Source organism: Winogradskyella sp. MIT101101 (genome assembly GCF_047126865.1).
Lineage (GTDB): Bacteria > Bacteroidota > Bacteroidia > Flavobacteriales > Flavobacteriaceae > Winogradskyella > Winogradskyella ouciana.
The window spans coordinates 2,907,461-2,928,692 of record NZ_CP138982.1 but is presented as its reverse complement, the minus strand read 5'-3'; the positions used below and the strand labels follow the sequence as shown (position 1 = coordinate 2,928,692).

General features: G+C 35.9%; 14 protein-coding genes. 7 read left to right on the top strand and 7 right to left on the bottom strand.

Going from position 1 to position 21,232, the window contains the following annotated elements:
• Nucleotides 1-2: 2 nt before the first annotated feature.
• Entirely contained in the window at nt 3-956 is a 954-nt protein-coding gene (locus SIB89_RS13150) for a GSCFA domain-containing protein (protein ID WP_412560129.1), read from the bottom strand.
• A gap of 33 nt (nt 957-989) precedes the next feature.
• The gene (gene alaS, locus SIB89_RS13145) at nt 990-3,599 is read right to left on the bottom strand and encodes an alanine--tRNA ligase (RefSeq protein ID WP_412560128.1); all 2,610 of its coding nucleotides are present in this window, start codon (nt 3,597-3,599) and stop codon (nt 990-992) included.
• 130 nt (nt 3,600-3,729) lie between these two features.
• On the opposite strand from alaS, the gene SIB89_RS13140 reads away from it, so the two are divergent.
• From SIB89_RS13140 to SIB89_RS13115, 6 genes are all read left to right on the top strand, one after another.
• On the top strand, nt 3,730-4,701 hold the full coding sequence (locus SIB89_RS13140) for a M23 family metallopeptidase (RefSeq protein WP_155088511.1): 972 nt from the start codon (nt 3,730-3,732) through the stop codon (nt 4,699-4,701).
• A 1-nt stretch (nt 4,702) separates the two neighbouring features.
• Nucleotides 4,703-5,032, top strand: coding sequence for a MerR family transcriptional regulator (locus SIB89_RS13135; RefSeq protein WP_412560127.1), 330 nt, complete (start codon nt 4,703-4,705; stop codon nt 5,030-5,032).
• 12 nt (nt 5,033-5,044) lie between these two features.
• A complete protein-coding gene (locus SIB89_RS13130; protein WP_412560126.1) occupies nt 5,045-5,641 on the top strand; it encodes a LemA family protein in 597 nt (198 codons plus the stop codon).
• Between the two features lie 8 nt (nt 5,642-5,649).
• Nucleotides 5,650-6,087, top strand: a complete 438-nt coding sequence (locus SIB89_RS13125) for a TPM domain-containing protein (protein ID WP_412560125.1) — start codon at nt 5,650-5,652, stop codon at nt 6,085-6,087.
• Nucleotides 6,087-6,908 carry a TPM domain-containing protein gene (locus SIB89_RS13120; RefSeq protein ID WP_412560124.1) on the top strand — a complete coding sequence of 274 codons (822 nt, stop codon included), beginning with the start codon at nt 6,087-6,089 and terminating at the stop codon, nt 6,906-6,908. Before SIB89_RS13125 ends, SIB89_RS13120 begins: the two co-directional genes overlap by 1 nt.
• A 111-nt stretch (nt 6,909-7,019) precedes the next feature.
• Nucleotides 7,020-7,517, top strand: a complete 498-nt coding sequence (locus SIB89_RS13115) for a TPM domain-containing protein (protein ID WP_412560123.1) — start codon at nt 7,020-7,022, stop codon at nt 7,515-7,517.
• Here the strand turns inward: SIB89_RS13115 and SIB89_RS13110 are convergent.
• The 5 genes from SIB89_RS13110 to era all read right to left on the bottom strand — a co-directional run bounded on the left by SIB89_RS13110 (nt 7,514) and on the right by era (nt 17,776).
• A complete protein-coding gene (locus SIB89_RS13110; RefSeq protein WP_412560122.1) occupies nt 7,514-10,294 on the bottom strand; it encodes an outer membrane beta-barrel protein in 2,781 nt (926 codons plus the stop codon). The two genes, SIB89_RS13115 and SIB89_RS13110, sit on opposite strands and share 4 nt — an antisense overlap.
• A gap of 99 nt (nt 10,295-10,393) precedes the next feature.
• Nucleotides 10,394-12,997, bottom strand: a complete 2,604-nt coding sequence (locus tag SIB89_RS13105) for a T9SS type B sorting domain-containing protein (protein ID WP_412560121.1) — start codon at nt 12,995-12,997, stop codon at nt 10,394-10,396.
• 52 nt (nt 12,998-13,049) lie between these two features.
• A complete protein-coding gene (locus tag SIB89_RS13100) occupies nt 13,050-15,455 on the bottom strand; it encodes a T9SS type B sorting domain-containing protein (protein WP_412560120.1) in 2,406 nt (801 codons plus the stop codon).
• A 46-nt stretch (nt 15,456-15,501) separates the two neighbouring features.
• Nucleotides 15,502-16,806: a ribosome biogenesis GTPase Der gene (gene der / locus SIB89_RS13095; protein ID WP_412560119.1), complete on the bottom strand. Its 1,305-nt coding sequence runs from the start codon at nt 16,804-16,806 to the stop codon at nt 15,502-15,504.
• An 88-nt stretch (nt 16,807-16,894) separates the two neighbouring features.
• Nucleotides 16,895-17,776: a GTPase Era gene (gene era, locus SIB89_RS13090; protein WP_412560118.1), complete on the bottom strand. Its 882-nt coding sequence runs from the start codon at nt 17,774-17,776 to the stop codon at nt 16,895-16,897.
• A 120-nt stretch (nt 17,777-17,896) separates the two neighbouring features.
• Here era and SIB89_RS13085 point away from each other — a divergent pair, with 120 nt between their 5' ends.
• Nucleotides 17,897-21,148 carry a PDZ domain-containing protein gene (locus SIB89_RS13085; protein WP_412560117.1) on the top strand — a complete coding sequence of 1,084 codons (3,252 nt, stop codon included), beginning with the start codon at nt 17,897-17,899 and terminating at the stop codon, nt 21,146-21,148.
• The last annotated feature ends 84 nt before the right edge of the window (nt 21,149-21,232 follow it).

The following is a 21,232-nucleotide window of genomic DNA, read 5'->3' as shown; positions in this document are numbered from 1 at the left end:
TTTTAATTGAACTTAATATGTGGATATTGTCTATTTAAAGTCTCCATTTCTGTTTGAAGTTTCCTAAGAAATTGTTGATGTGCTTCAGAATTGGGGTTGAACGGCCTATGCGCTCTTTTTGCTTGGATGGCCGCAACTTGTTCTGCGGTTTTCAGAGCGTCTTCTGATAACCAAACATTTTTAAACTTTTCCCAGATGTAATCTATAGCAAGCTTATTTGGGTGCAACATATCCTCATTGTAGAAACGGTAGTCTCTTAACTCGTCCATTACAATTTCGTATGAAGGAAAATAATATTGTTGTGTTCTTGGTTCTACAGTTTGATGTATTGCAGCAATTAAATGCGATTTGCTTCTTGTGTTTTCCACAAAACCATCCTTTATATGCCTAACTGGAGAGACCGTAAATATGAAGTTAACCTTAGGATTTATACTTTTTATCAAACTAACAATAGCTTCAAGTGATTCTGAAATTTGCTCAACTGAAAGTAATTCCTTTAAAAACTGTTTTTGAGGTAATTTATGGCAATTAACAACGATTTTATCTGTGGCAATATGTCTGTAAACCCAACTGGTTCCTAATGTTATTACAATGTGGGTTGACTCGTTAAGTTGTTGATTCGTTTCGTCTAAAGTTTTATTTAGAGTAATTAATAGCTCACCTTTTGAAATGCTATTCAACCTAGAATGTGCATCTAAACAACTCCATTGTTCGTTATGGGAAATCAATTCATTTTCGGAATAATAGTCTTTATTGATAGCTCTAGTTATAAGGGTTTCAATAGCTATGGGATGAAATAGAATTCCGAATGGATTTACAATGGATTGAAACTTAAAATAATCAAATTTTTCTCCAATATTTTCTGAAAAACACGACCCTAGAAGCATCATCTTAGAGTTGTAATCTATTTGATTATGCTGCTGAGGCTTTAGTGGTATGTTGGTTTGAAGATTCATATTAGATTCCACATCAAGTGCAGAAGGACAAACTTAAAGATAATTTTTTGCAGCCTTTAAAGCCTCCTCAATCCCATCTGGATTCTTTCCACCAGCAGTCGCAAAGAATGGTTGACCACCACCTCCACCTTGGATATGTTTACCTAGTTCTCTAACTATTGTCCCAGCATTTAAGTCTTTCTCTGCAACGAGACTCTTAGATATATAACAAGATAATAAAGCTTTTCCGTTATTATCCGCACCGAATATTGCAAATAGGTTATCGACCTCACCACCCAATTCAAAACACAAGTCTTTGATACCTGAAGCATCTAAATCTACTTTTTTGGCGATGAAGTTTACGCCATTGACATCAACAATTTCATTCTTAAGATCACCCTTTACATTTTTGGCCTTATCCTTAAGTAATTGTTCTATCTGTTTCTTTAAATCAGCATTTTCAGATTGTAAATTTTCAACTGCCTTTACAGGTTCGTTAGGGTTTTTCAAAACTTCCTTTAAGGCTTGGTACTCTTTATCTATAGTTTCAAAATAATCACCGACAGCCATATTGGTTATGGCTTCAATTCGTCTTATTCCTGCAGCAATAGCACCTTCGGATTTAATCTTAAAATGCCAAATATCCCCTGTATTTGGCACATGTGTTCCACCACACAATTCCATAGACTGACCAAAGCGAATAGCTCTTACCGTATCTCCATATTTTTCTCCGAATAATGCCAAAGCACCTTCATCCAAAGCTTTTTGCATCGGGATATTGCGCTGCTCTTCCAACGGAAGGTTTTCCTTTATCCTTGCATTGACAAAATCTTCAATTTGCTGTAATTGGTCTGGTTCAACTTTTGCATAATGCGAAAAATCGAAACGCAAGGATTTTGGTCGTACCAAAGATCCTTTTTGCTCCACATGTTCACCTAAAACTGTTCTTAACGCTTGGTGCAATAAGTGTGTTGCCGTATGGTTACTTGCTGATAAACGTCTATGCTCTTCATTGACCTCTGCTCTAAACGTATCATTTAAATGCTCTGGTAAATTCTTGGCAATATGGATGATGACATTGTTCTCTTTTTTTGTATCCAATATATAAATCACCTCTCCATTTGAAGCTTCAATGGAACCTTTGTCACCAACTTGTCCACCTCCTTCAGGATAAAATGGTGTCATATTAAACACCAATTGATATTGCTCTCCTTCTTTTTTTGAGGTCACTTTTCTATAGCGCGTCAACTTTACATCAACAGCCAAAGTGTCGTAACCTATGAATTCTTCCGTATCATCTTCTTTTAAAACTACCCAATCCGAAGTCTCCGAAGCCGAAGCAGCCCTAGAGCGGTCTTTTTGCTTTTTCATTTCAGCATTAAAACCAGCTTCATCAATGGTATAGCCTTTTTCCTTGGCAATAAGTTGGGTTAAATCCAATGGAAAACCATAAGTGTCATATAATTCAAAGGCTTTTGTACCAGAAATGGTTTCGGACTTAGAGTTCTCAATGACCCTATCCAACAACAATAAGCCTTGATCCAAAGTTCTCAAAAAAGAATGCTCTTCCTCTTTAATGACATTTTCAATAAGTCGCTTTTGATTCTTAAGCTCCGGAAATGCAGTTCCCATTTGCTTGCTCAATGTATCCGTAAGTTTATAGATAAAAGGTTCTTTCTGGTTTAAAAATGTAAATCCATAACGAATCGCTCTACGCAAAATTCTTCGAATCACATAACCAGCTCCTGTATTGCTGGGCAACTGTCCATCTGCTATAGAAAATGCAACGGCTCTTACGTGATCTGATATCACTCTAATCGCAATATCAGTTTTATCATCTTTGCCATATCCTTTTCCCGAAATGGTTTCAATCTCCCTTATAATTGGCGTAAAAACATCCGTATCGTAATTAGACTGAACGTCTTGTAATACCATACACAAACGTTCAAAGCCCATACCTGTATCAATATGTTTATTTGGCAAGATCTCGAGAGAACCATTTGCTTTACGGTTGTACTGCATAAAGACCAGGTTCCAGATTTCCACAACCTGAGGATGGTCCATATTAACTAATGATTTTCCGTCCACTTTCGCTTTGTCGTCAGCTGAACGAATATCTACATGGATTTCGCTACAAGGTCCGCAAGGGCCTTGGTCTCCCATTTCCCAAAAGTTGTCTTTTTTGTTGCCCATAAGAATACGGTCTTCAGAAATGTATTGTTTCCAAATGTCGTAAGCTTCTTGGTCAACATCTAAACTATCATCATCACTACCCTCAAAAACGGTGACATAGAGAATGTCTTTATCAATACCGTAAACTTCAGTCAGTAATTCCCAAGCCCAAGCAATAGCCTCTTTTTTAAAGTAATCGCCAAAACTCCAGTTACCGAGCATTTCAAAAAGAGTGTGGTGATAAGTATCATAACCAACTTCTTCTAAATCGTTATGCTTACCAGACACCCTTAGGCATTTTTGAGAATCTGCAATTCGATTTTTCTTAGGGTCTGCATTGCCTAAAAAATATTCCTTAAAAGGTGCCATCCCAGAATTGACGAACATTAAAGTCGGATCATCCTTTAATACCATTGGAGCAGACGGAACAATAAGGTGCTGTTTGCTTTCAAAGAATTTTAAAAATTTATCGCGAATATCTTGAGACTTCATATACTGAAATTATAGCTTGTTTAGTTTATATTACCACAATTGCAAAACAATTTTTATCTTTGGTCGTTGCGCTAATAAAATTGGCTTGCGTTTTGGGCTTTGTAGCTGCAAAAATAGTATAAATTCAAACATGGCTAAGGTAAAATATTATTATGATGCTGAGACGCTTTCTTACCGTAAGATAAAGCGCAAAAAAAGGACAACCTTTAAATATGCCACTATTTTTCTTTTAGCAGCGGCTCTGTTTGGTTTTTTGTCTTTTGCCATAGTGAGCCATTATATTGAATCTCCTAAAGAGCGCCAATTGGCCAGAGAGTTACAGAATATGGAGTTACAATATGAACTCCTCAACAAACGTATGGATGACGCCATTGCTGCTCTAGAAAACGTTGAAGAGCGTGACAATGCGATATATAGACTTTATTTTGAAGCTAACCCAATACCAGAAGAGCAAAGACGAGCGGGATTTGGTGGTATCAACCGTTATAAGAAATTTGAAGGTTTTGACAACTCGCAATTAATTGCAGAAAGCAATAAGCGATTAGATATACTGGAAAAAGCTATAGTAGTACAATCCAAATCTTTGGATGAAATTGCAAAATTGGCTGAGGACAAAGAAAAATTTTTAGAAGCTATACCAGCTATACAACCAGTTAACAATCTTAATTTAACACGGATGGCATCTGGTTATGGTTACAGAACAGATCCCTTTACCAAGGTTAGAAAGTTCCATTTTGGGATGGACTTTACAGCACCACGAGGCACACCTGTTTATGCCACTGGCGATGGTGTTGTAAAACGCGCGGACAATAGCTCTACAGGTTATGGTAAACATATTCGTATAGACCATGGTTTTGGCTACGTATCACTTTATGCCCATTTATACAAATACAATGTAAGAGTTAACCAACGTGTAAAGCGTGGAGATTTAATAGGTTTTGTAGGAAGTACAGGACGTTCTGAAGCTCCGCATTTGCATTACGAGATTTTTAAGGATGGTGAGCGCATCAACCCTATAAACTTCTATTATGGAAATCTATCACCAGAAGAATTTGATGTATTGCTTCAAAGAGCTTCTTTAGAAAATCAATCCCTCGATTAAGATGCATATAGAATTACCAGAAAAACGTTATTACGGTATTGGTGAAGTTGCCAAAGCATTTAATGTCAATGCATCTTTAATCCGCTTTTGGGAAAAGGAATTTGATGTTATAAAGCCAAAGAAAAATGCCAAGGGCAACCGAAAATTCACTCCAGAGGATATTAAAAATTTAAAGTTCATCTACCATCTGGTAAAGGAAAGAGGTTTTACTTTAGAGGGAGCAAAAATTCATCTCAAAGAAGAAAAGAAGCAATCCCTCGAAAAATTTGAAATCATTGAAAAGCTAGAAGACATTAAGGCTCAGCTCATCAAAATAAAAAATCAACTTTAAAACTCACTAATTATGAAAAAATGGATAATTCCATTAGTGCTAGTAGTAATCATTGCATTTTGGGGAATGAATGTGAACAATACAGCTGTAAAACTTGAAGAATCTGCAAAAAAATCTTGGTCTAATGTTGAAAGCAGCTATCAACGACGTAATGATCTTATTGGAAACTTAGTTAAAACTGTACAAGGTGCTGCAGATTTTGAAAAGAGTACCTTAGAAGCCGTTATAAAAGCTCGGGCAGAAGCATCTAAGCCAGAAATTAATATTAATAATGCTGAAGATTTAAGTCCACAAAATTTAGCAAGATTTCAACAAGCCCAAAGTGGATTAAGTAGTGCTCTATCTAGATTATTAGTTACTGTTGAACGCTACCCAGATTTAAAAGCTAACCAAAATTTTGTTGAACTTCAAAGTCAATTGGAAGGTACAGAAAACCGAATTAACGTAGCTAGAGATCGATTTAATGAATCGGTTGAGCCATACAATAATCACGTTAGAACGTTCCCAAATAAAATCATTGCTGGTATTCTAGGTTTTGATGAAATGGGATATTATGAAGCCGAAGCTGGAGCAGAAAAACCTGTTGACGTAGAATTCGATTTTAATTAAAAAATCCTATGCCATATATTGAAGATTTCCTAACTACAAAAGAAGAAGAGGAAATCATTGAAGCTATTCGAGTTGCTGAACGTGAGACCTCAGGTGAAATCCGTGTACACTTAGAACAGAAATGTAATATTGATGTGTACGAACGTGCCTTGGAGGTTTTCCATATTTTAAAAATGGATAACACCAGCCAGCAAAATGGAGTGCTCATTTATGTGGCTGTTGACAATAAAGCCTTTGTGATTTTTGGCGATCAAGGCATCAACAATGTAGTTGGTTCTGATTTTTGGAACTCTACTCGCGACAAAATCTCGTCACAGTTCAAATCAGGGAATTTTAAGCAAGGTATCATTGATGGTATCCATGAGGCTGGTAAAGTGCTTTCAAAACATTTTCCTTGGGAGCATGGAGATAGAAATGAATTAGATAACACAATCTCTAAAGGCTAATGCAAACATTAAGATATATCGTTTTTTTTCTCTGTCTAGCTAGTGTTTTTAGTGTTTATGCACAATATGAGATTCCACCTGTGCCAGAATTTCAGACCAGTGTCTATGATGATATCAATCTTCTAACTCCATCTCAAAAAAGCAGTTTAGAAGAAAAATTGATTCGATATTCAGATACAACCTCTACACAAATTGTTATAGCCATAATAAGCTCCACCGAAGGTGAATATATCAATTATCTCGGAGCACAATGGGGCGAAAAATGGGGAATTGGCCAAGAAAAAGAAGACAACGGTATTCTTATACTTTTAGCCAAGGACGATCGTAAAATCGGAATCAATACTGGTAAAGGCGTTGAACATTTATTGACAGACGCCTTAAGTAAGCGAATCATTGATAGAGATATAATCCCATATTTTAAACGCAACGATTATTATGGTGGATTAAACAGAGCTACAGATGCCATTTTTGAAGTAATGAATGGCGAATATCAAAGTACAAGACAAAGTAACAGCAGCGAATTCCCTTTTGCAGTATTCTTTATCTTATTTGTAATATTCATCATATTTATCATAGCTATATCCAAAACTCGTGGTGGTGGCCGCGGTGGCAATAGAGGTAACAGAAACGATGATGATGCTAGAAGTATCTTAGAAGCTATTATTTTAAGTAATATGGGTCGTGGAAGTTATTCTAGAGGCTCATCCTCTGGTGGTATCTTTGGCGGAGGTTCTTCAGGCGGCAGCTTTGGCGGAGGCGGATTTGGTGGAGGCTTCGGAGGCGGTAGCTTTGGAGGTGGTGGAGCTTCTGGTGGATGGTAAAGACCCATTGTCCTGCGGACATTTCCCCTAAGGGGAAAAATTTGCAATTATCAGTACTCAGTAGGCAGTTAGCCGTTTTCTAAACCCGTTTCCTGAATTAAACGTTTTGAGATGAAAAAAGTACCGTACCTAATTCTTGCTTTTATTATCCTTTTTGGGTGTAAGGATAACAAGAACACTACTGTTTCCTCTTATATTCCTGAAAATGTAAACCAGAGTGTTGTCTATGACACTTCAAATTTATTTACGCAGTCTGAGCGCGATTCATTAACTCAAAAAATTCTGGATTTTGAGAAGTCAACCACAAATCAAGCTGCGGTTTTAACTGTTGATTCCATTCCAAAAAATGAAGATATACTATACTTCAGTACTCAGGTGGCAGAATCTTGGGGAATCGGCACCAAAGAAAAAAACAATGGCTTATTGATCACAATATCCAAGTATGATAGAGAAATTGCCATTTCAACTGGTTTAGGAACCGAAAAAACCATTTCTTACTATGAATGCCAAATGATTATTGAAAACATTATGGTGCCAGAATTTAAATCTGAAATGTATTATAAAGGTGTGAGTAAAGCTCTAGATTCTTTGTTTCTTCTTTGGGACTAATCTAAAAAGAAAAAACTATCCTTACCTACTTCACCTTTACTTCCTAGACTATTGAATTTATAGCTAAAGCCAAGCATAAAGTATTGTCTTAAAACGGTACTTTGGGAATCTTGAATATAATCTTGCGTGGCTATACGTCTTGCATTGGTGTTTTGGTTGAGCAAATCGTACACTTTTAAAGTAATTAACCCTTTATCCTTTAGCAAGCTGTAGGTTAATGTAGAATTCCAAAACCAAGCACTTTTCTGAAAGCCTTCAGCCACATTTGGGTTGTAATTAAAGTTGATGTCATTTCGCCATTCAAACTTTTTGGGTAAAAAAGTCGCTGTTCTCAACCCAGCATTATGACTTATAAAATTAATATCTTCAAACGCATCAATATCGTAGGCATTATTAGAAATATTGAGTTCGTAAAACGGTCTTATCTCCATGACTTTTTCCCAGTAAAAATCAACACCAAGACGAGGTGAAATGGTATTTACAGTGCTGGCATATTGCACATCGTTATTAAAGTTGATGTTTTTACTTCGGTTAAATCGAGTTCTTAAATTAAACTTTACCTTTTTTAAAGTATCTATCCTTATTTCCTTGCTGTAATTACCCGAAATACCAAAATTATAATTACCATCTACATTTTCGTATGTAGTTGTCCTTACCAATGTTTCTGGATCTACCACAGATTTAGAAACCACTTGATTATCCGTAAAACTCGCATTAATATTGGCATAAAAACCGGTTCGCTTTTGCCAATCGAAGCCATTATAGCCAGCATAAAAACTATGGCGATTAGAAGGCTCTAGGTTTGGGTTACCAATGATAACACTTAACGGATTGGATACATCCGTAAACGCCTGTAATTGTCTCAATGCTGGTGGATTGTTTCGTAACCAATAACTTCCGTAAATTGATGATTTAGGACTAAACCTATAATTTACCCTGTAACTCGCTTCAATATTTTTAAATTGACGCTCTACATTAAACTGCGGGCGCAATAGATCGTTGTTTTCTAGCGTACGAATGTTATAACCTATATCGAAACGTGTGTATAATTTTTCACCTCTAAAAGTAGCGCCAAAATTAGGCACACTCCTAGAGTCGGTATATTCAAAATCTGTACTTAATTCCGTATTAAAATTCGTGAAGCCTTGGGTGTTGTCATCAAAATCAAAAGTACTTTCTCTATTTCTGTCTTTATCCCTAGAGTATCGATATTCAAAATTCAGAAAAAATTTCTTTTCGATTATTGGTAATCTATAAGTAAGTTCTGTAGAAAACCCATAGCTATCATTAAGACCATCTGTGAACTGATCCCTAACTATGGTTTCTGGTTCTGTACCAAAAATTTCAGCGACAGAGTTTAAAAAATCATCACTTTCTTGCTTGCTTACATTGGTCGATAATTCGGCTCTCACAAAAGCACCCTTGCTTCCAAATCGTTTAGTTGCAGATAAGTCTGTAGAAAATTCCCTTGCGTAACGTTCTACTTCAGAATTTACAGAAGATTGGTTGGTCAATACCATATCTTCATCAAGTGTTTCATCATTGCTATCATAAAACGTTTTTGATTTAGAGTAACTAAAAGACGGTTCTATATTAAGTTGAAATGTAGAATCCGTTTCTATTTCAAATTCGAGGTTAGCTGAGTGACTGTCTGTATCACTGATAGATCTGGAATTGGAGTTTGTAAAAAATCTCGAATCCGCCAAAATGGTTTCACGTTCTGATGATGTTTCGTTTTCCGAATTACTCGAAGAATTAAAATAATCTGTAGAAATATCTATGGTTTCGCCTATAACATCGGCGTAATTTAAACCTGTACTCCGCGATGTTGTAATACCTTGCCCTCCACCAAATGAACGACCACCAACCGCAAACGTCCCGTTACTGTTAAATGAAATTCCGCCTCCTGTTCCAAACATTTTAGAAATTTCACCAAAACTAAAACCTGGAGAATTAATATTGTTACCTCCTGCAAGTATGCTAATACGCCTGTCATTATCAAAAAAGTTAAGCATACCAGCATATTCATAGCGCTCGTCCGTACCAGCACCAGCTGAAACACGTCCAAAAACACCTTTGTTATTTTCTTCTTTAATGGTAAGATTAATGGTTTTATTTTCTTGATCACCAGCTTCACCAGAAAAAGCTTCGGACTTGGTTTTGGTATCCACAATCTGAATTTTTTCAATGATATCTTTGGTCAGGTTCTTAGTGGTTATGGTAGGATCGTTTCCAAAAAACGGTTTACCATTCACCAAGATTTTGTTCACAGGCTTGCCATTAACCGTAATATTACCTTGATCATCTACCTCAACACCAGGTAATTGCTTAAGCAAATCCTCAACATTGGCGTCCTTTTTTGTTTTAAATGATTTTACATTAAACTCTAGTGTATCTTGTTTAACCGTGATGGGTGCCGTAGATTTTACGAGAACTTCATCGAGTCTATTATCCACTTGCATGGTAATCGTTTTAAGATCAATTTTTTCTTTATCGATTAACACTTTTTTAAAGTAAGTACTGTAACCCACGTAAGACACATAGAAATTTAAGCTGTCTGCATAGGCTGTACCTTCTAATTTAAACTTTCCTTCTTTATCTGAAATGGTATATGTTACAACACTACTATCCTTAACACGTTCTAAGTAAATTGTTGCTGACTCAACAGGGCTTTCAGTATCCTCAGCCATGAGTTTTCCTGTGATTTCAAATGATTTTTCTTGAGAGAAAGAATATACTGTAAGCAGTAATGCAAAAACTAAACATAGTTTTTTCATAAAGATTGATTGATTGATGGTTTTAAATAATAGCTAAATTAAAAACGCAAGAAAGCAATAAATCGTATGAATTTTCTTAAAAGAAATATAAAGTTTCAATTAGTTCTTTAAAGTGAAATGACCTTTAAATGTCCTACCATCGGCTAATTTTGCAACAAACCAATAATCATCAGTTGGCAATAACGCGCCATTATATTTACCATCCCAATTGGGATTGTTATCATCAAGTATCGCTAATAATTTTCCGTACCTATTAAATATCTCAACAACTGCTGATACACGAAATTCTTGGACATTCCCTAGCAAATGCCATGTATCATTTATTGAATCACTATTTGGAGTAAAAAAATTTGGGTATCCCAAAACCGAAAAAGTCTCAGAAATAACACCGCAATCTCCTTTTATATCTTTTACAAAAACCGTATGGATGCCGGGAGATACATTGTTAAAAGCTTGAGAGGATTGGTAGCTACCATATTCATCATCGAGAGCAAACATATAATTTCCATCACCAGATACACTTACATAAACCACACTGTTATTTGGATTACCTGTAATCTCTATATTTTGAATATTTGCAACACTAGATGGCAAAACATTTATAATTCTCTCTACTGTACAACCTTGCTCAGTGCTTATAGTAACAGTATATGTACCTGGTTCACTAACCTGAACTTGTTGTGTTACCTCCCCAGTTGACCAATTGTAGGTATAGTCTTCCGCATTTCCGCTTGTAACACCATTATCTAAAGTCAATATTTCCAAGACTGAGTCGGTACATATATATAGATCTTCTTGCTCTATAACATCTGGGATATCATAAGCATTTAAATTAACAGGATATATACCATAACAAACCCCACCATTTTCAGCTCTAGCATATATAATTTGACCATAAGGTATGTTATTTGTAAAAATGTCTGCCAAAGAACTCTCTTGATCTATTGCATCGCTGTAAGTTTCATAATATACAATAGTAAGATTGGTCGTAGTACTGTTTAAGATTTGATTTGTAGCCATTGACAAATCAAAGCTAGTAATACCATTTAAACTACTATCTATACATTGGTCTATATTGATGTTATCCAACAACTCATCTGCGACACTTAAATTGACTTCTACGTCATAAAAACAACCAGTTTCAGGCACTTCAATTATTGCATAAATAACTTGGGGATTACTCGTATTGATATAACTCTCACTATTAATATCATTAATATAGTTACTATCTTCATAAAAGGTCACAACATTAGACTGCAAATTACGAACATCAACAACCTCATATAAAAATTCATTATAGTTACTTAAATAAAATGTCGTGAAGCCATCGGATATTTCATCGTCGCATTGAACAAAATCTGCTGAATAAACAATCGACTCATTTAATACAGTAACAGTTTTAGATTCAGTTATAAATTGCCCCGCTAACATTACAGTTAATGTTACCTCGTAAGTACCAGGAGAGCTATAAGTATGTGAAGGATTTACTTCTACCGATGTATTACCATCTCCAAAATCCCAAATAAGTGAATCAAGATCACCAATAATCTGCGAATGGAAATATATTACTTCACCTGGACAAATTTCAAATGTAGCATCAATATATGGTTGAATGAATGTTGGTAAGCCAAATATTGATGTATTGTTTTGAAGGTTAATTGCTTGAGTAATATAATTACAGTCCAGACCTGCCACATCAGGGTTTTCAATTACATCCAAACTATTGTCATCTACTCTTGCAATATAAATTTTTCCATCTGGGGCAAGTTGTAACGATCCAAATAAAGCATTTTCTTCAAATACCAAATCAATACTCGAAAACGAAATTTGTTCAGCGTCATTGGAGTATAAATAAAACTGTCTCACACCTCCACCTAAAAAAAAACCACTATCAAAATGAGAGGAATATAATACTTCACCATTTGGAGAGAATTCAACTCCATAAAAATTATCACTAAAATCCAATGATAATAAATTTGATAAAACTCCCGTTAAATTATTGAAATCAAAAATTTGTACTTCATAAGATCTTGCAGCCGCTAAACGATTTCTTTGATGCGAAAATTTCATTTGCCCAATATTGTTATCTATCGTTACTTCTGAGCCTATTGCCGATATTACCGGATTTGGATTTACACCTAAAGCATTAACATTGTAGGCTAAATACTCATTGCTATTTAACTTATGGCCTAACACCCAATAAGCATCTTGCTGGTTTATCTTAGTAGCTGTAAGTTGTTCTGTTGCCGGAGTAAATAAAAGAACATTTTTAGTATTGGTTATAGCGCCTAAACCATTGTCTAAATCCATATTCACTTCAGAATATTGTAATCCGTTAGGTCCTCCATCCGCATCTACGGTAAAAATATAATAACAATTCTCAGTTCCTGGCTTTGGGACAATCAATGCGGATTGAGAACTAGAAAAATCACCACCGAGCCCTGTACCATTTTGCATCACTTGATGATTTCTATTATAAGCATTTAAACCATCCGTGTAAAATAACAATTCTCCAAAATCGTTTGATATAGTGGCACAACCTTCTAAAGTTGCCATTTCACTATCAAATAAAACCTCAGGAAACCCATTGCTAAAGTCTAAGCCTGCATTTGTACCAAAATACCATATGTTTGCCGATCCTTGTCCATAAAAATGACTAGAGGATAGCATAACAAAATACAATATGGTTATGGTTCTTAACATTTAATCTTTTAATTAAATATAAGAAATTTATTATCAAAGACAGTTTTTACCCTCAACGCTTTAAAGTGAAGTGGCCTTTAAATGTCCTACCATCGGCCAATTTTGCAACAAACCAATAATCATCAGTTGGCAATAACAAACCATTATATTTACCATCCCATTTGGGATTGTCTTTATCTAGTACAGTGATAATCTTACCATATCGATTAAAAACCTCTACGCTGTAAGTCACTGGGAACTGAGTTGAAAAACCCTTAATTTCCCAAAAATCGTTTTTTCCGTCTGCATTTGGTGTAAAAAACTTTGGGAAACCTAAAACTGAAATATCCTCTGAAACTATTCCGCAATCTGCTTTTATATCTTTTACATAAACCGTGTGAATACCTGCCGAAACATTTTCAAAACTATTGGATTCTTGATAAACACCATTTTCATCATCTAGTGCATAAACATAGTCACCATCACCTGATACCAAAACAGTTATCATATTATTTTCTGATATATCGGTAACTTCAATGGTTTCAATTACTGCAGTACTCGATGGAAGCACCACAATAGTTCTTCTATTGGTACAGCCTGCTGGTTTTGTTACAAACACTTCGTAAGTCCCTGTTTCGTTGACTTCAATATTTATTGTAGTCTCACCTGTTGACCAATCATAGGCATAATTATTAGGTGTATCATCTATGATGCCTCCAGAAAGTGTAATTGTTTCAGGAAAAGTGTTTAAACAATAATACACTTCTTCATACTGAGTAACATTGGGTAAGTCTTTAACAGTTAAATTAACTTCGTTAATAGCATAACATGTTTCATCTATATCAACTCTGGCATAGACCGTTTGACTATAAGCCACTTCATTAAAATAGTCTTCTGTGATTTCATTCACCCTTAATAAGGCGTCATTATATGTTACATAGTAACCCAAGGACGCATTTACAGGAGAATTTTCCAATATTTGAGAATCAGCTTCGGTGAGATTGAAAAATGCAAAGCCATCTTCAATAAAATCATCACAGACTTCTAAACTTGCTGCAAACTGTTGTGGTATATTGACTTGTAAAGTGACTTCGGATACCGAAAAGCAATCCGTAAACTCATCATAGACCTGAGCGTAAATAATTTGATTGTTTGATGTATTTACATAGTTATTTCCATCTATCTGGTTCTGTAGCATGGTATCTTCAAAAAAATAGACATCCCAAATCGGCACAACCTGCCCTTGCTCATTTCTTACAATATCATCTGTATAGTTATAAAGGTTGAAGCTTGAAATTCCGTCAATAACTTCATCATCACATTGAATAATCGTAATATCATTTGCAATTGGTGAAGCATAGACATTAACCGTTACAGGAATTCTATTTCCATCGGAACAACCATTAAATAAGGGTAATAAATAGTAGGTTGTGTTTGCATCAATATAATCCTCAAAACTGAGACCTGTATTAATTATCTCAGTAGAAGTTTCCGCTGCATACCAAAACACCTCATCTGCATTAGTAGTTAAATTGATTTGTGCCAATCCCTCATCACAAAGACTATTTGTGACTACTTCTGTTTTTGGCATTATAATAATAGAGCTCGCTGAAACTTCAATATTTGGATCACCGTCCATACCACCAAATTCTACAATATATCCTTGAGGATGGTACGGACTTCCTACTGCATCTCCTTGAACTTGTAAATCGTTCCAAGATCCCAAGATACCGACACTTGGGTCAGTGACATGTGCATAATCTTCATCACCTATATTGTTAGGTTCACCATTATTCCAAAAGACAAACATACCAGCAGGTGCACTCCCATTAACTGCACCATTCCAAAATATCTGACCAGCTTCTGGGCCTGTTTCCCACCTCCAGACTCCTTCTGTGGCCTGGTCTGATCCACCTATCCAACCAGTTCCTTCAGCTTGTTCTCCTGTTAATTGCACCTCTTCTTCGGTAGTAATTGTAGCCAAATACCCTTGTAGACCGAAAAAAGTTAATTCGGATGCTGCCGTTTTTGCCTCTGTCCAAGTTATACCTTCTTCGGCAACATATAAATAATAATGGCCTGTTGCAGGTAAAAAGTTGGCGTTGCCTAGGTTAATAGAAAAGAATTTATCTTGTGTAAAATTATTCTCGGAAGTTTGAAATTGAATATCTAAAATAGCATTTTCAAATTCAGTAAAACTTGCAGGACCAGTTAAAGTCAACAAGCCTTCTCCGATAGACCAAGATGCTGTTATATTAGGGTGTATCCCAGTTAATGATAACACATCACTGCCCAAGGTGTATCCAGTAGCTATTTGAACAAAAACCTCCTCGAGTACGTCATCACCTGAACCTCCGTAAATGGAGACATCTGTTACAATGGGCATAGGTGCTTCACCACAATAGAATTGGTTTCCGGTAGCTGTTATATTTGGAGGATTTTGAGCCCATAGCGTTTGACCCAACATTATAAAAATCAAACAAATAATATGTAGCCCTGATCTCAACATAGCAAAAGCTAAGTTACTACTTTTTGCGCATGTACACGCTTACAGGAACTCCATTAAAATCAAAATGATCTCTCAATTGATTTTCAAGAAAACGTTTATAAGGCTCTTTTACATATTGTGGTAAATTACAGAAAAAGGCGAATTGCGGTTGCGGAGTTGGCAATTGCATAATGTATTTAATCTTAACATACTTCCCTTTGTAAGCTGGCGGTGGATTGTGTTCTATAATTGGAAGTAAAACATCATTAAGCACACTAGTCTTTATACGCTTAGTTCTATTCTTATAGACCTCAACTGCTGTTTCTATAGCTTTAAAAATTCGTTGTTTATTTAAGACTGAGATGAATACAATAGGCACATCAGTAAATGGTGCTATTTCTTCTCTAATATGTTGCTCAAATTCTTTGGAAGTTTTGGTGTCTTTATCAACCAAGTCCCATTTGTTTACCAAAATCACAATTCCTTTTCTATTACGCTCTGCTAACCAGAAAATATTTTGAACCTGACCATCAAATCCACGAGTGGCATCCAAGACCAACAAGCAAACATCGCAATGCTCTATAGCTCTTACGCTTCGCATTACAGAATAGAATTCTAAGTCTTCTTTTACTTTTGATTTTCGTCTGATACCTGCAGTATCTACCAAATTAAATTCAAAACCAAAACGGTTGTATTTGGTATCTATGGAATCTCTTGTGGTACCTGCAATATCTGTTACGATATATCGCTCCTCACCTATTAATGCATTTATAAATGAAGATTTTCCTGCATTTGGTCGACCAACTACTGCAAATCGAGGTAGTTCTTCTTCGTCTGTATCTTCTTTTTCTGGTAAGGCTTCAACAACAGCATCCAATAAGTCACCTGTACCACTTCCGTTGATACTGGCAATGGTGAAATAATCACCTAAACCTAAGGCATAAAATTCTACAGCATCTGCAGCTCTTTTGTTGTTATCTACTTTATTGACCGCGAGAAAAACAGGCTTATCTACTTTTCTGAGAAGGTTAGCCACATCCTCGTCCATACCTGTAACACCAGTTTCAACATCTACCATAAAAATTATGGCATCGGCTTCGTCAATGGCGAGCTCAACTTGTTTGTCAATTTCAGCTTCAAAAACATCGTCGCTACCAACCACATAACCACCTGTATCAATTATGGAAAACTCCCGACCATTCCAATCAGTTTTTCCGTAATGACGGTCTCTCGTAACACCGCTAACGGCATCTACTATAGCTTCGCGCCTTTTAATTAAACGGTTAAAAAAAGTGGATTTTCCGACGTTGGGTCTTCCAACAACTGCAACTATATTTCCCATAGGTTTTGATTTAATCTGCTTTACATATCCTGTAAGCGATTGCAAAGGTAGGGTTTAATTTTAGATATACGATTTGGAATTTGCAAGGTTATTTCTGATTGTAACCAAAACGTTTTAGTTGCCTTTGGTCACTTCTCCAGTTTTTGTTCACTTTCACATACAATTCCAAGTGTACTTGTTTTCCGAAAAACTTTTCCAGATCCTTTCTGGCTTCTACACCAACTCGTTTTATTGCCGCTCCTTTATGACCAATGATAATACCTTTTTGGGTCTCACGTTCTACCATAATCACAGAGCGCATTCTTATAATATCTTCTTCTTCAAAAAATTCTTCGGTATCAACCTCAACCGCATACGGAATTTCCTTTTTGTAATGCATCAAGATTTTTTCGCGAATAGCTTCATTAACAAAAAAGCGCTCTGGTTTATCCGTTAATTGGTCTTTAGGATAAAATGGTGGAGATTCTGGAAGCAGTTCTATAATTCTGTTGAATACATTGTGAACATTAAAGCCTTCAGTTGCAGAGATCGGGAAAAACTCAGCATTCGGCACCTTGTTTTGCCATAGTTCCGATTGCTCCTCCATCTGTTCCTGATTGGATTTATCAATCTTGTTGAGCAATAAGAGCACTGGAATCTTTGAATTCGTTATTTTATTAAAGAACGCTTCGTCTTTCAACTCCTTCTCGCCTATTTCGACCATATAAATGAGAATATCGGCATCATCGAAAGCAGATTTTACAAAATCCATCATAGATTCTTGCAACTCATATGCTGGTTTAATAATTCCAGGTGTATCACTCAATATCACTTGAAAGTCTTCTCCGTTTACAATACCGAGAATTCTATGTCTAGTCGTTTGAGCTTTTGAAGTGATTATTGATAGTTTTTCACCAATAAACGCATTCATTAATGTGGACTTACCCACATTTGGATTACCTATAATATTTACAAAACCTGCTTTGTGCATTCTAATTATTTTGATGCAAAGTTAAGGTTAAAAATCGTTTCAACTATATAGAATCTTTAGAACTAAACTCAAAGAGTTTTAGTAACTTACAGACATATTAACCAAAATCAATCAAATACGATGAAAAAATCACTTTTAACTTTGATTATGATATTGTGTATCGCTTCACTATCTGCACAGATTAGTGGAAAACTAATGCAATATCCAGATGTTTCAGATACGCACATTACTTTTACTTATGGTGATGATGTTTGGATAGCATCAAAATCTGGCGGTATAGCAAATAGATTAAGCTCACCAGCTGGCGCAGAAAGCTTTCCACGATTTTCGCCTGATGGCAAAATGATTGCCTATACCGCGAATTATAATGGCAACTTTGACGTGTATGTTATTAACGTTAATGGTGGTATACCAAAACGACTCACATATCATGGCATGAACGATAGAGTTTTAGGTTGGACACCAGACGGAAAATCGGTACTTTTCGCTTCTTCCAGAGAGAGTGGTAGACAACGTTATAATCAATTTTACACAGTTTCTGTTGATGGTGGTTCCCCTGAAAAATTGAGCGTGCCTTATGGTGAGTATGCCTCTTATTCATCAGATGGTAACAAAATAGCCTACACAGACCGATCTAGAGTTTCACGAAATTGGAAACGCTATCGTGGTGGAACTGCACCTGATATTTTAATTTTTGACCTCAAAACTTATAATACAGAAAACATTACGTCCAACACGGCAAATGATGAGTTACCAATGTGGGTTGGCGAAACCATTTACTACATGTCTGATAATGGACCGAACAAGAGAAACAACCTTTGGAAGTATGACTCAACTACGAAAACAAATACCCAATTAACGCAATTTAAAGACTACGACATCACATTTCCAGAAAGTGGGAAAACTGATATCGTTTTTGAAGCTGGAGGCAGCCTATATTTATATAATATCGCTTCAGGAACAACCAATGAGGTAGATATTAAAATTATTTCAGATCAAAAAGAATTGATTCCAGAAATAAAGAAAGTATCAGATTATCTCCAAGATGCTACAATCAGTCCAGATGGTAACCGCATTGTTGTACAAGCCCGAGGAGAGTTGTTTAACCTACCAGCTACAGAAGGCTTTATATCTAATATCTCAAATACTTCTGGAGTCGCTGAGCGCAGCCCTTCTTGGTCGCCAGATGGTAAGCATTTGGCGTATTGGAGTGATGCAGATGGTGAATATCAACTCTACTTATCTGATATGGAAGGTAATGGTAAACCCAAGAAAATTACAAAACATAAAAACGGTTTTTATTATAATATTTACTGGTCACCGGACAGCAAAAAGGTTGCTTTTGTAGATCAGGCCATGAATATTAAGTATATCGATATTGAAAGTGGTAAAACAACTACCGTTGACAAAGGAAAGTATATGTTTCAAGGAGCATTGGATAACTTTTCAGTAACCTGGTCACCAGACAGTAACTATTTTGCATATTCCAGAGGCACTGATAATAGAGCAAAAAGAGCCATCTTCGTTTGTGATATAAAAAACAATACGGCTAAGCAATTAACATCGGGTTACTATTCGGATAATTCACCTGCATTCAGTAAAGATGGCAAACATTTGTTCTTTATAACCAATCGCACCTTTCAACCTGTTTATTCTGATATGGATAATACGTTCATTTATCCTAACTCTACAAACCTTGCGGTTGCTACCTTAGATAATTCAACCGAGTCCTTATTAGCAGTTAAAAATGATAAGTTCGAAGTTAAGAAAGAAGAAAAAGATAAGGACAAAAAAGATGATGAGAAATCCAAAAAAGAGGATTCTAAAGATGAAGAAAAAGTAACAAAAATAGACTTTGATGGCTTTGAAAGCAGAGTAGAATTATTAGATATACCAGCAGGAAATTATGGAAACTTACAAGCTGTAGAGGGTAAATTATTATTTAACAAATTTCCTAATTCCGGTGCTGAACAAGGTGGCTCATCCATTTTAAATTATTATGACTTTAAGGAGAGAAAAGTAAAAACCATCATATCTGATGTGTTTTATTATCTCGTTTCAGCCAATGCTGAAAAATTATTGGTGATGCAAAACTCAAAATTAGCTGTCATTGACATCGGAGAAAATAAAAAAATTGAAAAGTCTGTACCTCTCGAAGATATGACCATGACCGTGATTCCAAAAGAAGAATGGAAACAAATTTTTAATGATGTTTGGCGCTTTGAACGTGACTTTTTCTATGACCCAAATATGCATGGTGTAGATTGGCAGACTATGAGAACACGCTATGGAAAACTTATAGACCAAGCTAATACCAGAAACGATGTTAATATCATAATTGGAGATCTTATCGCAGAGCTTAACGCTTCACATACATATAATGGTGGAGGTGACAGCGAATCATCAAAACGCATGAATGTTGGTTATTTAGGTGCCGATTTTAAAATTAATAATGGAGCATTTCAAATAAGCAAAATTCTTGAAGGAGCAGCTTGGGACGCAGAAGAACGATCTCCATTGGCAAAACCTGGTCTAAAGATAAAAGAGGGCGATTATATTTTGGCCATTAATGGAACTCCATTAGATATTACCAAACCAATTTCAGCGGCCTTACAAGGTTTAGCGAACACTGCGGTTCAATTAACCGTAAATAGTAGCCCAACTATGAAGGATGCTAAACATATTATAGTTAAACCTTCAGGTTCTGAAACGCGATTGAGACATCTGGCTTGGATTGAAAATAATAGAAAGCGTGTGGACGAAGCTACTGATGGTAAAGTTGGCTACATTTATGTGCGCAGTACAGGTATTGATGGACAAAACGAATTAGTACGACAGTTCTATGCCCAAATGGATAAAGAAGGGATGATTATAGACGAACGCTTTAATAGTGGTGGACAGATTCCTGATCGTTTTATAGAACTCTTAGACAGAAAACCACTGGCTTTTTGGGCCGTAAGGGATGGTAAAGATTGGGCATGGCCTCCATCAGGAAATTTTGGTGCCAAGGTGATGCTAATTAATGGATTCAGTGGATCTGGTGGTGATGCTTTCCCTGATTATTTTAGAAAACGAGAACTTGGACCACTTATCGGAACAAGAACTTGGGGAGGTCTTATTGGTATTTCTGGTGCTCCTTCACTCATTGATGGTGGAGGTGTTACAGTACCGACATTTAGAATGTATGACCCTTCTGGTGAATGGTTTAAAGAAGGGCATGGTGTGGATCCAGATATTGAAGTGATTGAGGATTTTGAAAGTCTTGCCAATGGCACCGATGCACAGTTAGAAGCTGGCATTAGAGAAGTTATGAAACTTCTAAAAACAAACTTTAAAGATCCTAAAAGACCTGCTTACGAAAACAGGAATTAGATAGATAACACAAATCAGATAAAAAAGGATTGTTCTTTATGGCAATCCTTTTTTTTTGTTTTATAAACTAGAATAGAGGTTAAA